12 protein-coding genes and 2 pseudogenes are annotated in these 14034 nt (G+C 59.9%); 4 read left to right on the top strand and 10 right to left on the bottom strand.

Annotation, left to right across the window (positions count from 1 at the left end; all coding sequences use genetic code 11):
* Window positions 1–4: 4 nt before the first annotated feature.
* Together QMG52_RS07570 and QMG52_RS07565 are read right to left on the bottom strand one after the other, a co-directional pair.
* On the bottom strand, window positions 5–559 hold the full coding sequence (locus QMG52_RS07570) for a DinB family protein (protein ID WP_283559810.1): 555 nt from the start codon (window positions 557–559) through the stop codon (window positions 5–7).
* Window positions 543–863 (bottom strand): hypothetical protein, encoded by a 321-nt coding sequence (locus QMG52_RS07565; protein ID WP_283559809.1) that lies wholly within the window; start codon window positions 861–863, stop codon window positions 543–545. Before QMG52_RS07565 ends, QMG52_RS07570 begins: the two co-directional genes overlap by 17 nt.
* On the opposite strand from QMG52_RS07565, the gene QMG52_RS07560 reads away from it, so the two are divergent.
* Window positions 856–1116: a metalloregulator ArsR/SmtB family transcription factor gene (locus tag QMG52_RS07560; protein ID WP_283559808.1), complete on the top strand. Its 261-nt coding sequence runs from the start codon at window positions 856–858 to the stop codon at window positions 1114–1116. The genes QMG52_RS07565 and QMG52_RS07560 overlap by 8 nt on opposite strands.
* Here QMG52_RS07560 and QMG52_RS07555 read toward each other — a convergent pair.
* On the bottom strand, window positions 1086–1988 hold the full coding sequence (locus QMG52_RS07555; RefSeq protein ID WP_502920462.1) for a 3-hydroxybutyrate dehydrogenase: 903 nt from the start codon (window positions 1986–1988) through the stop codon (window positions 1086–1088). The two genes, QMG52_RS07560 and QMG52_RS07555, sit on opposite strands and share 31 nt — an antisense overlap.
* Before the next feature lie 3 nt (window positions 1989–1991).
* Window positions 1992–3383: an MFS transporter gene (locus QMG52_RS07550; protein WP_502920461.1), complete on the bottom strand. Its 1392-nt coding sequence runs from the start codon at window positions 3381–3383 to the stop codon at window positions 1992–1994.
* A gap of 351 nt (window positions 3384–3734) precedes the next feature.
* On the opposite strand from QMG52_RS07550, the pseudogene QMG52_RS07545 reads away from it, so the two are divergent.
* Window positions 3735–6758 (top strand): annotated as a pseudogene (locus QMG52_RS07545) (Tn3 family transposase).
* 223 nt (window positions 6759–6981) lie between these two features.
* Here QMG52_RS07545 and QMG52_RS07540 read toward each other — a convergent pair.
* Window positions 6982–7539, bottom strand: a complete 558-nt coding sequence (locus QMG52_RS07540; RefSeq protein WP_283559806.1) for a hypothetical protein — start codon at window positions 7537–7539, stop codon at window positions 6982–6984.
* 410 nt (window positions 7540–7949) lie between these two features.
* On the opposite strand from QMG52_RS07540, the gene QMG52_RS07535 reads away from it, so the two are divergent.
* A complete protein-coding gene (locus QMG52_RS07535; RefSeq protein WP_283559805.1) occupies window positions 7950–8807 on the top strand; it encodes a pentapeptide repeat-containing protein in 858 nt (285 codons plus the stop codon).
* Window positions 8808–9023: 216 nt separating this feature from the next.
* Here the strand turns inward: QMG52_RS07535 and QMG52_RS07530 are convergent, their stop codons facing one another.
* The 4 genes from QMG52_RS07530 to QMG52_RS07515 form a co-directional block, all read right to left on the bottom strand.
* The gene (locus QMG52_RS07530; protein WP_283559804.1) at window positions 9024–9404 is read right to left on the bottom strand and encodes a hypothetical protein; all 381 of its coding nucleotides are present in this window, start codon (window positions 9402–9404) and stop codon (window positions 9024–9026) included.
* Window positions 9405–9597: 193 nt separating this feature from the next.
* Window positions 9598–10122 (bottom strand): GNAT family N-acetyltransferase, encoded by a 525-nt coding sequence (locus QMG52_RS07525; RefSeq protein ID WP_283559803.1) that lies wholly within the window; start codon window positions 10120–10122, stop codon window positions 9598–9600.
* A gap of 481 nt (window positions 10123–10603) precedes the next feature.
* Window positions 10604–11092 (bottom strand): class I SAM-dependent methyltransferase, encoded by a 489-nt coding sequence (locus QMG52_RS07520; protein WP_283559917.1) that lies wholly within the window; start codon window positions 11090–11092, stop codon window positions 10604–10606.
* A gap of 543 nt (window positions 11093–11635) precedes the next feature.
* Window positions 11636–12643, bottom strand: coding sequence for an NAD-dependent epimerase/dehydratase family protein (locus QMG52_RS07515; RefSeq protein ID WP_283559802.1), 1008 nt, complete (start codon window positions 12641–12643; stop codon window positions 11636–11638).
* A gap of 518 nt (window positions 12644–13161) precedes the next feature.
* On the opposite strand from QMG52_RS07515, the gene QMG52_RS07510 reads away from it, so the two are divergent.
* Window positions 13162–13548 carry a hypothetical protein gene (locus tag QMG52_RS07510; protein ID WP_283559801.1) on the top strand — a complete coding sequence of 129 codons (387 nt, stop codon included), beginning with the start codon at window positions 13162–13164 and terminating at the stop codon, window positions 13546–13548.
* Window positions 13549–13610: 62 nt separating this feature from the next.
* Here the strand turns inward: QMG52_RS07510 and QMG52_RS07505 are convergent.
* Window positions 13611–13913: pseudogene (locus QMG52_RS07505) on the bottom strand (GNAT family N-acetyltransferase); the annotation flags it as partial.
* Window positions 13914–14034 lie beyond the last annotated feature (121 nt).

The following is a 14034-nucleotide window of genomic DNA, read 5'->3' as shown; positions in this document are numbered from 1 at the left end:
GGGCTCAGGCAGGGGGTCCCCCTGGCGCGCAGGCGCCGTGCTGGTCAAGGGTGAGCTGCGCGGCATGGAAGCTGAAGTGGAGCGTGGGGTAGGCGTACAGATCGGCCAGCGTCATCTCCGGTGCGAAGAACGGGTCCCAGCGGGCGGGGAACGCCATGGACAAGGCCAGTGAAGCCGGAGTTTCGCGCCGCAGCCGCCGGGCCAGAGCCTGCGTTGTCTTCTCCAGTTTGCGGCCCATCCGATACCGGTTGTAGACCAGAGCGGCGGCACGGGATCCCCAATAGTTTGCCGCATCAAAAGGAGTTGTCCCTGCATTCAGGACCGCAGCGAAACCACGTCCCCACCATCGGGGAAGCCGGCCCATCAGCCGGACCATGGTCAACAGGGTCCGGACCACCATGTATCCGAAAACCATGTGGAAGAGCAGCTCCTCATTGGTCCACCGGGTCCCGCTGCTCCCGCGGCGGAGATCGGCGCGGTCAGCCGCGAGCAGGTATTCAGTCAGCTCGCCGCAGGCCCGTTCGTAGCCGGCAACGATATCCTCAAGACGATTGTCCATCACTGAATTCCCTAATGGCCTCGCGCAAGGTAGACAGAGCCGGCAGGCCGGCAAGTCCCCCGGGTGTCCCATATACCCGGCAGGTCAGTGCGGGTTCAGCATCAGAGGGTAAGAGATCGGCCCCGTTCAAGCTGAACGTCGGCGAACCATGAAACAGCAGTTCCGCCGCCTGTTCATTGGTCGTGATTTCCCGAACGGTGAGACTTTCGGCAGCCAGGCCTTCCAGCTCCAAAGCACGCCTGTACAGCTCCCTGGCCTGTGGGCCGTGGGGGCAATCCTCAATGGTGCGTAATTCGATGTCCATGGTTTATTCTCCCGCTCCCGCGTGCTTAATTTCAGCCCCTGGCGACGCCGACCCTGAACGGCTGCGGCTGCCTTCCATCCTAAAGGCGGCCGACGACGGCGAGGCCTGCGTCTGCGATCTCACCAGCCCACTGGACCTGGGCCAACCGACCGTATCCCACCACCCCAGGATCCTGCTCGACGCCGGGCTGCTGAGCCGCGAAAAGCGGGGCACATGGGCCCTTTACGCTGTCCAGCCGCCATCCATCGTGTAGGACGCACCGGTAACCATGGCGGCCTGATCGGATGCCAGCCAGGTAACCAGGGACGCCACCTCGGCAGGTTCCACCAACCGCTTGATCGCGTTCCGGGCCAGCATCACATCGCTGAGCACCTGCTCCGGGGCGATCCCGTGGGTGCGGGCCTGATCGGCGATCTGCCCCTCAACGAGTGGGGTCCGCACGTAGCCCGGATTCACGCAGTTGCTGGTGACCCCGTTTGGGCCGCCCTCCAGAGCGGTGACCTTGGAGAGACCTTCCAACCCGTGCTTGGCGCTCACGTAGGCGGATTTGAAGGCCGAGGCGCGTAACCCGTGGATGGAGGAGATATTGATGATGCGGCCGTGGTTTTGCGCATACATGTGGGGCAGTGCGGCGCGGATCAGCAGGAACGGCACCTCCAGCATGAGCGTGATGATGCGGCGGAATGCAGCCGGATCAAACTCCTGGATGGGACTAATGGCCTGAATCCCGGCATTGTTGAGCAGAATATCCACATCCAGCGTCAACGACTCCAGCGCGCCGGTGTCCAGCAGATCCACTTCCCAGGCTTCCCCGCCGACTTCGGTTGCGAGGGCGGCCGCAGCCGTGCCGTCCCGGTCCGCCACAATGACGTGTGCGCCTTGGGCGGCCAGGGCCCGGGCGCAGGCTGCCCCCAGGCCGCCCGCGCCACCGGTGATCAGTGCCCGTCGTCCGTCAATCCGGCCCGGCAAGGGCCCGGAGCCGTTCGCCGTCGGCCTGGTCTCTGACACGTCATTCCCCGTCGCGTTTTTTCCCGTCGCATTGTTTCCCGTCGACTTGGTCTCCATCGACTTGTTTCCCGGCGCGTGATTCGCTGGCGCGCCGTTCTCTGCTGCATTAATAGGCATTCCCTAACCAACCTTGCTTTCACTTTGTACCGATGCGATCCCGTTCATGGCCAGCGTACCGGCCGCGTCGGCGTCGTCCACGTCCTGCAGGGAAATCCCCTTGGTCTCCTTCAGGCACAGGACGGCGACGGCGGTGACGATGCAGGCAGCCATCAGGTAAGGCGCCACCGGGACGGAGGACTTGTAGTGCTCCAGCAGGGCGGTGGCAATGATCGGGGCCATCGATCCGGCCACGATCGACGTCACCTGGTAGCCCAGCGAGACGCCGGAGTAGCGCATCCGTGTGGGGAACATCTCCGCCATAATGGACGGCTGGCCGGCGTACATCAGCGCGTGGAACAGCAGCCCGATCGTCACGGAGACCAGGATGACGAGGTCGTTGCCCGTATCCATCATGGGAAAGCCGAAGAAACCCCAGGTTGCTCCGGTCACGGCACCGGCCATGTAGGTAGGCTTGCGGCCGATCGCGTCGGAGAGCTTGCCGACCAAGGAAACCACGCAGAAGTGAATGGCGTGGGCCACCAGCAGGAGCAGCAGGATGCGGGCGGTGTCCGCGTACACAATGAACTTCAGATACGTGATGGAGAACGTGACCACCAGGTAGTACAGGATGTTCTCGGCGAAGCGCAGCCCCATGGCGGTGAATACGCCGCGGGGGTAGCGCCGGAAGACCTCGGCGACGCCGTATCCGGCCTTCGGGTTGGCCTGGATTTCTTCGTGCGCCTTCAGGAAGATGGGGGCGTCGCTGACCTTGGTGCGGATGTAGTAACCGACGACGACGATGACGGCCGAGAGCCAGAAGCCGATGCGCCAGCCCCAGCCAAGGAAAGCTTGCTCGCTCAGCGTGGAGGAGAGGAAGAGCAGGACCCCGGTGGCGAGCAGGTTGCCCATCGGGACGGCGGACTGCGGCCAGGAGGACCAGAAACCGCGTGACTTGTTGGGGCTGTGCTCGGCGACCAGCAGGACGGCGCCGCCCCATTCACCGCCGACGGCGAAGCCCTGGATAAAGCGGAGCCCCACCAGCATGCCAGGCGCCCAGTAGCCGGCCTGCGCAAAGCCGGGCAGGCAGCCCATCAGAAACGTCGACGCGCCGACCAGGATGATGCTGAGCTGAAGCAGTTTCTTGCGGCCGAACTTGTCGCCAAAGTGACCGAAGACAATGCCGCCAAGCGGGCGGGCCACGAAGCCCACCGTATAGGTCAGGAAGGCCGCCATCACACCGTCGAGGTCGGAACCGGCGTTGGGGAAGAACATCTTGCCGAAGACCAGGCTGGCAGCGGTGGCATAAAGGAAGAACTCGTACCACTCCACCACCGTCCCGGCCATGGAAGCGGCGACGACCTTCTTCAGCCCTGATTGTTTGACGGATTGTTGCGGCGGCGTTTGCATGCTCATCAGCATCTCCTTGCGTGTGCACTGACACGGCGTTTTTTGAACGTGGTGATCGCCCTGCACCGGTACCCGACTGTGATCTGCGGCACGTTGCGGAGCGGCTTAGTTGAGTATCACAGCGCCCCCGGGTTCGGACAACCGCCATTAGCGCAGACCGCATCTGCAGGAATGCACCGCCGCGCCGCGGGGCCCCACCGTGACGCCTATCCCCAGCCGCGACGCGTATCCCGGCCGTCATCCCTGTCTCCGCCCGTCAACCCTGTCTCCGGCCGTGAACTCTGTCTCCGCCCGTCAACCCGGGGTCTGGGGAGGATCGGTACGGAAATTCACGCTAAGGAGTCTGGTGCCTGTTGAATGGGTGGCATGGCGGTCGATTTTCTAAGTGATGAGCAGGCTGCAGCGTTCGGTAGATTCCCTGCTGAGTTGTCGGCGGAGGACTTGGAACGTTTCTGTTGGTTGGACGATGCCGATCTGTCGGTAGTTGGCCGCCGCCGGGGAATGCACAACCGCCTGGGATTCGCTGTCCATTTGGTCACGGTGCGGGTGGTGGGGCCGGTTTCTGACGGATCCGCGGGCTGTCCCGTGGGCGGTGGTGGAATCCCTGGCCGGGCAGCTGGGTATTGCTGATGCTCCCGTGCTCAAGTTTTACGCCAACGGGGACAGACCGGTTACGAGCACGCTGCGGAGATTTCCACCGTGTATGGGTACAGCGAATTCTCTGATCAGGTCAAGTACGAGGAACTCAAACTGTTCTTGTCGGCCCGGGCGTGGACGTCACCGGAGGGACCGGTGCGTTTGTTTGAACGGGCCGCGGTCTGGCTGCGTGAGCGCAAAGCCCTTTTTCCCGGCGTCTCCACATTGACACGCCTGGTGTCTGAGGTCTGTGCCGGAGCAAATGATCGACTCTATTCCTGGTTGGTTGCTGCGGCCGGCCCCACTTTGATCCTGGAATTGGAATGTTTGCTTCGCGTTGAGGACGGTTCAAGGCTGACTGCGTGGGAGCGGCTGCGGACCGGGCCCTCGAGGGTATCGGTGCCGGAATTGTTGCGGCAACTTGACCGACTGGCCCGCCTACGGGCCTTGGGTGCCGAGGCTATCGATGTGGAGACGATACCCTCGGGCCGGATGAACGCCCTGGCCCGCTACGGGTTGGCGGGTAAAGCCTCAGCACTTCTTGGATTATCGGGTCAGCGCCGGGTTGCGACACTGCTCTGTGCCGTGCGGGCATTGACGTCCGAGGTTGCCGATGATTTGTGTGACGCCCTGGAAACCATCGTCACTGAACGCGTTCTTCGCAAGGCAGCCAGGGAATCCGCTGCGGCCCGGTTGAAGTCCCTGCCGCGCTTGTCCAAAGCCTCCTTGCAGCTGGCAAAGGCCGCGAAAACGCTGGTCGAGGTCCTGGGTAGTACGGAATATTCCAGCACCGAGGCCACCTCGGTGCTGGCCGAGCAGGTTTCCTTGCCCCAGTTACGTGCCGCGGTGGACGTGGTGAACGAATTGGTGAATCCCGAAGGCACCGAGGGCGACACGGTGGCCGAAATGATGCGCCGGTTCGCCACCGTACGGTCGTTCCTGCCGGCACTGGCATCGGCGGCACCCTTCGGGGCCACCGCAGGCGGGACCCCAACATTGGCAGCACTGACAGCACTGCCGGAGGTTTTGGACGGCCGCAGAAGGACGCCGAGCGAGGTTGATCTGTCCGTACTCTCGCCTGCTTGGCAGTGCCTTGTCACGGTTTCGGAAGAAATCGACCGCAAGGCTTACACGGTGGCGGTGATGGACGCCGTCCATAAAGCGCTGCGACGCAGGGACATCTTCGTTGTGGGCGGACGTCGCTGGGGAGACCCCAGGGCGCGGTTGCTCACCGACCCGGCGTGGCAGGCAACCAAAAACGAGACCTTGAGAGCGCTCCAGCTGCCAGAAGATCCAGCGAACCATCTTGCCGGTGTTCGTCACCGCCTTGACGTCCGTTATCGTGCGGCGGCCGAGCAACTGGAAGACAATCCCGCGGTACGCATTGATGATGCCGGCAAGGTCCACCTCTCACCTTTGGAGGCCAAGACGATACCGGAGTCCTTGACACAGTTGCGGGGATTGGTGTCGGCAACGCTGCCGAGTGTGGATCTGCCCGATGTGCTGTTGGAAGTGCATTCTTGGACGGGGTTCCTCTCGGAATTCAGCCACGTTTCGGAGGCCTCCGCGCGGATGGGCCAGCTGGATGTCTCCGTAGCCGCCATTTTGGTGGCCGAGGCATGCAACGTCGGACTAACACCGGTGGTCAAAGACGGCCACCCCGCACTGACGCGTGGACGCCTGACACACGTCGATCAAAACTATGTGCGCGCCGATACGCTTCGCGCGGCCAACGCCCGCCTGATCCAGGCCCAGTCCGCGCTCGGACTCGCGCAGCGCTGGGGTACCGGATTGCTGGCGTCCGTCGATGGAATGCGGTTCGTGGTACCGGTGGCCACCGTCAATGCCGGGGCAAATCCCCGCTACTTTGGCCAAGGTCGTGGCCTGACCTGGCTCAACTATCTCAACGACCAGGTGTCCGGCCTGGGTGCCGTCGTCGTCCCGGGAACGGTCCGAGATTCCCTGCACATCCTGGATGGGCTGCTCGATCTTGACGGCGGAGAACGCCCCGAGATGGTCGCCACGGACACGGCCTCCTACTCGGACCAGGTCTTCGGGCTCTTCACCCTGCTCGGATACCGGTTCTCGCCCCGCCTGGCCGGGTTGCCGGATCAACGGTTCTGGCGCATCGACACCACGGAGGACTACGGGAAGCTGAACGCGGTGGCCGGCCGCAACCGGATCAACCTGGATCTCATTACGGCGAACTGGCCGGACATGCTCCGCCTTGCCGGATCCTTGACTGCCGGGACCGTGCGCGCCTCGGAAGTCCTGCGGGTCACCCAGGGCGGCGGGACACCAACGCTGCTCGGAAAAGCGTTGGCGGAGTACGGCCGAATAGCCAAAACGGAGCATCTGCTGGATTTCATCGATGTTGACGAGGGATACCGCCGGCAAATTCACACCCAGTTGACTGTGCAGGAATCCAGACATGCCCTGGCCAGACTCGTCTTTTATGGCAGGAGGGGCCAGATACGCCAGTCCTACCGGGAAGGCCAGGAAGACCAGCTCGGAGCCCTTGGCCTGGTCCTGAACGCCGTCATCCTGTGGAACACCCGCTACCTGGACGCCGCGCTCACCGGGCTCCGCGACCGCGGCCACAACGTTGCCGACGACGACGTACAACGGCTATCGCCGCTGGTCTCGGAACACATCAATATGCTGGGCCGTTACTCTTTCACAGCTGGTGCCACAGGAACGCAACTTCGGCCATTCCGGAACCCCGACGAGGACCGGGAGACCTAAACGAGGCAACATTGCTCTGAACGTATCCCGGGCCCGCAGGGGGAACGGCGTACGGGACAGACGAACGGATGTGGACGGGGGAGGGCTCACGATCTGATTCAAAAGCACCGCGGCAGCCTAATCCAGGAACGCTCACGATCCCGGTTATTGGGTGCGAATGCCCGCGCTGCCGATATCCGATTCCGTGTGCTTCGCAGGCAGCACCTGAAAAACTTCATGGACTTCACGTTCCATCTGCGCGGATTTTTTTGGTCAGTAAGCCGAGTCCTGATGTGGTGGTGGCCAGCTCCACGGTTCCCTGGTCGGTGCCGAGTGTAATCAGGCGGCCTCTTGGGAGTACGGACCAGGGTGCTTTGATGGGATGCCCGATCTCCTGTATCCCTGAGTAGGTGTCAACGGGGCCAAACAGTGGGCCGGTCATGCCGGTCTTAGCTTGGAATACGAGCTGGCCCGGTTCTGCTTTGACGTATCCCATGGCCCATTTTCCCTTGTAAGAAGTTGATTCCTTCTCCCGCAGGGCGCACTCAAAAAAACCTTTCTCAGCGTCGAGTGCCGACCGGCGCTTTCTCACCGGCGCAACGAGCTGCCGAAGAACCAGCAGCGATGCAATACCCGACAGGACCACGATGGCAAAGGCGGACAAATAGCCTAAAGCTTCACGTAGCGGGGAAAATGCCGCAAGGAAAATGAAGGCCGGAAGTATGAATCCGATGTTCGCGTCAAAAGCCTTCTCCAGCCACCCGCGAGGGGCCGGAGTTAGGTCCCGTCCGTGTCCGGCCATATCAACGAACCCTTTCTTTCCCTTGCCCTTGATTAACAGAGCCTAGAGCCAGGAGCTTGTTCATGAAAGCGTCTGTCGGCTCAGGTCGTTGGCGCCGTCTTCGATACCCCACCATGAGGAACCCCTTGCGGACGATTTCAATTGAACTCCTGTTGATGACTTGATGGCCCCCCTTCGTGAGGCTTGGAAGGGGATGCCGAGCGGTGGATCAGTGCCGAGTAATCGATACTCGTCAAGGTAGGGTGGTGGCAGTGATAATTAATTTTTCTCTGTGACCCAGAGTCCTTTCAGCGGTTCCAATGCGCTCCTTAGCGGAGTGGTGATGACGTGCGCCCGCGAGGGGAACTCCATTTGGTGTTCCCCTGCTCACCGGCCCCGCACTGAATTCACCACTGAAAGATCACAGAACCATGACATCAGCGAACACTTCTGACCCTATTTCCCCTGCCTCTGACCGGAAATCCCTGCGCCCTGACTGCGGCAGTTGTTTTGCCTTGTGCTGTACGGCATTCGGGTTCTCTCGCTCGGCGGACTTTGCCCTCGACAAACCAGCAGGGACGCCATGCCAAAACCTGGCCCAAGACTTCTCCTGCACCATCCACGACAGCCTCCGGCCCAGGGGCTTTCGTGGATGTACTGTCTTTGACTGCTTCGGAGCCGGTCAAAACGTTTCTCAGCAGTTCTTCGCCGGAAAGAGTTGGCTCGCCGAACCCGATACCAAAGACAATATGTTTGCCGCCTTCAAAGCGGCACGGCAGCTACATGAGATGCTCTGGTACCTGGCCGAAGCCGTGAATCGGACCTTCGATCCTGACGCCGCAGACCGTGCAGAACTGCTCCGGAACTTGATCGAACAAACACTCGGCGGCGACTTAACGAAGCTTCTTTCAACGGATGCACAAGATTTTCATTCCCAAGTGAGATCCATCTTGATGGAGGTCAGTGAGGAAGTACGTGCCTCCTACTTTGCAGCCGGCGATGACCATTTGGATGCAACGTTGAAGCCAGGAGCGGACCTGATAGGCCGGAATCTCCGCTCCCGCCGGTTGTGTGGGGCAGATCTTAGAGGGGCTTACCTTATCGCAGCGGACCTGCGGAACAGCGATTTGTCGGGCGCAGATCTGCTCGGCGCAGATTTTCGGGATGCACGGCTCGAAGGAACTGATTTATCAAGGACGATTTACCTGACTCAGCCTCAGCTCAATGCAGCCCGCGGCAACCACACGACACGCATACCCGCGGACTTGGAAACACCCTCTCATTGGTAGGCCGGTGACCACCCTCCCAAGGTAGGTCGACAGGGGTCGTCTCACTTCCTCGGGAGTGGGACGGCATTTGTCGTCCCTGGCGTTGTTTTTCGAAGTTGTCTGGCGGGAATGTCTATGACCATTTGCGCGGCTGCTCCGTGCCCGCAAGTGGAATGCTCTGCGGGACGGCTTCATCGCTTCATTGTTGAGTCAAGCAAATTCGGGACTCCGCTAACCCTATAGGCCCGGGGCCCATTCCCCACCCGTGCCCTTGCGGTAAAGGTCGGCCGCCGTCATCGTTCCGAGGTTCTGACCATCGGCGAGAGCTACGTGGACTTTCTCAACACGGGAACGCAATCGTCGTCCGTCCTCGTCAGCAAATGCAATCGGCATACCTACGAACTCGGCTAGCGTATCGAAAGGATTGACGGCAAGAAAAGCTTCACTAGACGCCCCTGCGGAAGACGGATCGAAGACGACCATGATTGTTGTACCGTCGAAAGAAATCGATACTACTGCCTCGGCAAACAGCACGCCGCTTGTTGAACGTTCATCGACATAACGCTCGAAGGCGCCGATAACTTCTCCGTCGTCTAGAACGCTGACCTCTAACGACAATTTGAATTCCCCTATCCACCCTTGTATCGGAATTGGCTGTTTGGAATAAACGATTGCTTCTTACAGATGCTTCAGTATGACAGCCGCTTAGCGATGGTTGCACAGCGGTCTCTCGGATTTGGTTGGCCAGTCGCGTAAGCGGAACCCTCGCAGACTGCATAGAGCCGGCTCAACACATCGGATCTGGACAGCCTCACGCTGCTGCAGGGATCAATTCCTTCGTCATCTCTACTTCACGGCTACTGGGATCCAAAGAGTATTCAACTGAGTGGCCGGTGAACTCGAAGCCTCTTTTTGAATAGGCTCTTTGTGCTTTCACGTTGTCTTCATGCACGTGGAGAGTAAGGCGTCCGCCGTTATTACTGGCCCATTCTTCAACCGCGGACAGCAAGGTGTCGGTTACGCCCACGTCCGTTCCTCGGAACTCAGGGGACACGTAAACTCCTACAAGCAGCGGGCCAACGCTTGGCTCAGCTATGTACGAGCCCATGGTGCCAACCCAGTTCCCGTATTCATCGATTGCCGCCACGGTGATGGAGCTTTCTCGTGATCCTTGTGCCCCACGACGGCGCCACTCAGTTTCGTCATGGGCTAGAGCATCAGCTTCCGTTTCGGCGCATGCGATGGGTGTGTCATTGATCATTTTTAGGCGCAAGTCCCGAATCTTGAGCCAATCAGCCTCGGTTGTTGGTCTAATGACTAGTTTCTCAGTTTTCACTCGATCAGCTTAGAACACGATCCTGAGGCGGGTTTCTTTGTCGAAAGTTGTCCTTTTCAAAAGACGTCTGCATAAATTTAGATACTCGACTTCACTGCATTTCCGCACCCGCACGGAGAACGGTAAACACAGGATGTTGCCGCCTGTTGTCGCGTCGAAACGTTTCGAAAGGGGTGTCCCGGACAAACGTACCGAAGTGTCTGTAAGAGGGTCGATAACCGGCTGGGCGGATGGCCTGAGGCATCAGCGGCTGCGAGATCGATCGGGTTGTCCGCAGGGGAACGCTATTCGGTCAGAGCGAGGGGGCTCGCTCGGGAGACCGGTAGCACGGAATGTAATGGAGCAGGGTGGCCATCAGTTGCTCAGCAGTGCCAGGGATCGGATTCTTTGGAGTTATTCAGGCCGACGTACCTGGTGCAAGACGTAGCCGTACGTTAACTTTGTGCGTTCGGGGTTTGCGGCCAACCATGGTTCCGATACTTCAGGGGGAAATTCCATTTCTGAGTACCGCGCTCAGGTCCTCGGCCGTATCGAAGGTCCAGCTGCTCATCACTTCGTGATGGCTTGCTCCTCTTTCGCCCCACCAGCGACGAATGAAGTCGTCTTCACCCTGTGCTGCTGCCGCCCACGGACTTTGGCCAAGAAGCCGTGCAAACTCGCCGTGCTGGTGATCGTTATCGATGACGACAAGCGAACCTCCCGGACGAAGCACCCGGAGTACCTCGGCGAGACCCGGCGAACAAGCATTCATTGGAGTCGGAAAGAAGTATGCAAATCGAGCGTGAACAACATCCACGCTGGAATCAGCGAGTGGAATATGTTCAGCTGAGCCAGCCAACACTTGTGCACGTTGTGTCCTGGCTCTGGCAGTCGGCAAGAGCTCAGCGTCGGGTTCGATGCCAATGACGGATTCTGCAGTCGCGGCGTGGCGCTGGAGCCATAACCCGGAGCCGCATCCAAGGTCAACGATACATTTACCGTCCTAGGACGCTTTTTGTTTCAGGCCTCCCAGACGAGGTTCTCACGGTCGAGGGCATCGTTTTCGATCTCATATAGTTCCGGATTACTCCCTTGGTTTTCGGCCCTTACGAAATCGGGCAGGTTGTTCTCAATTGTCATGCTGAAATCCGTTCCTTGTTATGAATCATCGGTTCTGATGGCATCGGACCAGTGCTGGTGAATTTGAAGGATGTAATTGAGATTCACGTTATCAGCTGGCAGATTTGATGCCGTCGAAAAGTAGCATGGCTGCCTTACTCGGGGTTCTGCGAAACGCTGTTGTCTGTGCGCTTCGTCCCGAAAGGGGCATCCCGTATAGACGTAGCCAAAGCGTCTCGCAAGAGGGTCGTCTACTGGCGCGCGACTTGTCGATGGGAGCCGTGCCAATTACCGTCCGCAGGGGAACCTTGACCGGACAGTGCTCATGTAAAGGGAGTGGAAGCGGTCACTAAATGTGAAATATGATCCATTCGCTTACTTTTGGTCGCAGCTGCAGAATGCAGAGCAGGAAACATTAGTGCATGGTTGAGACCAGCTCAGTGAGCAGTTCTGCTTCTTCCTCATTGGTGAGTCCGGCACGCCTTGGCCTATCGATGCCAGACTCTTCTTCCCACTTTAACGTGGCGTTCAGTGTTTCTTCGAGCGGACGTAATGCCAAGCCTGCGTCCTTCGCCCTCTTGTTGGAGCGTGCGTTCATTCCGTGCCAGTCCGGATTGCTCAGCCACAAGGGTAAAGACTTCGGGCCTGCCCATTCCCCTACTCCGTGGGAGTGGAGCCATTCTGCGTCGGCGGTCACGACTTGGCCTTCATGGCGGGCCGCTGTCCTGGCGGCGGCAAGGTGTTCCTCGAACGTCTGCGTTTCTCCCATCGCGTTATAGACACCACTGAGTTGCTTTTCGCACGAGTGGACAAGCCAGGCAGCCAGGTCTCGAACGTCAATCACCTGTGTCGGCAGCGCTGGAGCGTTGGGTATCAACACCGTTCCGTTTGCCACGGAGGGATGGGCAAACCGTAACGGCCAGTACCCGGTGCGTCCGAATATGTCGCCGGGTCCTCCGATGAGTCCTACGCGGGCGATCATGCAGTTCTCTGAGCCGAACCCCTCAGTGACGGCTTGCTCGCATGCGACCTTTGCTTGACCGTAGGATTCCATGGTTTCCATGACATCTGATTCGAGCGGAGGAAGCAGTGGCGCGTCTTCGTCCTGTCCCAGCGGCCCTTGGCTTGCATATGCGTTGCCGGAGGAAACGAAGAGGTAGTAACGCGCCGTGCGAAGATCTCGAACTGCCCGTTTCACCTGCCCTGGCTGGCGGGATACGTCCAAAACCGCATCCCACTGGAATGTGGCCACTGGTTCGAGGCCTTGGTCTTCGTCCCGGTCCGACTGAATGAGTGATGCACCTTCTGGGATGGAACCTGAGTACCCTCTCGCGAGGCAGGTTACGTCGTGGCCGCGATCGACCGCCTGACGTGCGACCTCGTGACCAAGCCAGGCAGTACCCCCGAGAATAAGAAGCTTCATGTCCCCATAAAATCAGAGGGGCGGCATACGGTGCAGTGGTTTCTCTGGAAGCTGATACCACGGCCGACAGATGGCAAGTCGAACGTCCCTTAGACGGCAGATGGATCAGTGGCAGCTCACTGGGTGGTGCCTATGACAGCGTCCCGCAACAGGCAGCCTTTGAATCGTCCCGTAACCCGGTCCCCCGCCGGCGCAAGTGCCATCAGGATTCTCCGGACGAAAAATTGTCGTTTTCAGAAGACGACTGCACAGAATGTCAGAAGTCGTCAGCACATCAGCTCCCCGCCCGTAGGGGGAAGGGCTACCGGGCTTTCAAGGAGCCCAGTAAGGATCGCTCTTGCCCGACCCATGCACTTGAATTGATGACGTGCGCGGCCATGCGCATTAGGTTTTCATGACAACTGTGAAAAGTGCTCGAACATAGCCTCCGCCGAACTCGGCCACCGGCTGTGGTCCGCCTTCTAATTGACCTGTCAAGGTACCTTGACAGGTCGCTTGCAGCAGAGGACGCTGAAGGCATGAATGATCTGGGGAAGTTGGAGTGGTCGTTATCGTTGCATGCTGCGATTGAGCGGTTTGATGAGCTGCGAACCCAGGAAGCGATTGGTGAGGGTCCGGGGCCTTCACTGCGGACGGCTGAAGCGTTGGAGTTGTTGGCGCTCAGTGAGGTCATCACCCGCAAGGTGAGGTATGGCCAGCAGCTGAGTGTCCGGACCGCGCGGACCGCTGGAGCGTCATGGGCTGACATCGGCAGGTCGCTGGGCGTCAGTCGTCAGGCGGCTTGGGAGACGCACCTGCGCTGGATTGACGGGCAGGAAGCTCAGCGCCGCGCAGTCGACACCGAGGGGCTTGACGTTGAGCAGATCGCACAGGCGCGTACTTGGGCCGGCACCCTGGCAGACTGACAGGGACACCGGTGAATAACGCCTCACGTTCGCCAGAATGCGATTTTCCCGTAGGGGAACGGCTACTGCGACATGGCATCCGACGATGGTCGGCTTGATCGCACCTGGTACTTGAAACCACGGTGCGATCCAACGAATCCCAATCGCTCATAAAACCGGTGTGCGTCCTGACGCGCCTCGTCAGACGTGAGCTGTACTAGCGACGCCTCCATGGCGGGGGCTGCACTTTCAGTAACCCACCGCATCATGGCTGATCCGATGCCACTTGACCTGTTGTCGCTGCGGACACGGACGGCTTCGATCAGAAGCCGAGTCGACCCGCGTCGTGCCATGCCAGGTATCCGGGTGAGCTGCATTGTCGCTAGTGTCCTGCGTCGTAAATTCGTTGAATAAGTGTTAAAATTGGTGTATGGCACGCACTGGACGCCCGAAGGCTGAACTGATCCTCACCGAGGAAGAACGCGATCAGCTTTCTCGGTGGACCCG

The organism is Paenarthrobacter sp. PH39-S1, from assembly GCF_030063245.1.
Taxonomy (GTDB): domain Bacteria; phylum Actinomycetota; class Actinomycetes; order Actinomycetales; family Micrococcaceae; genus Arthrobacter_M.
This window is presented reverse-complemented; position numbering and strand designations above follow the sequence as displayed.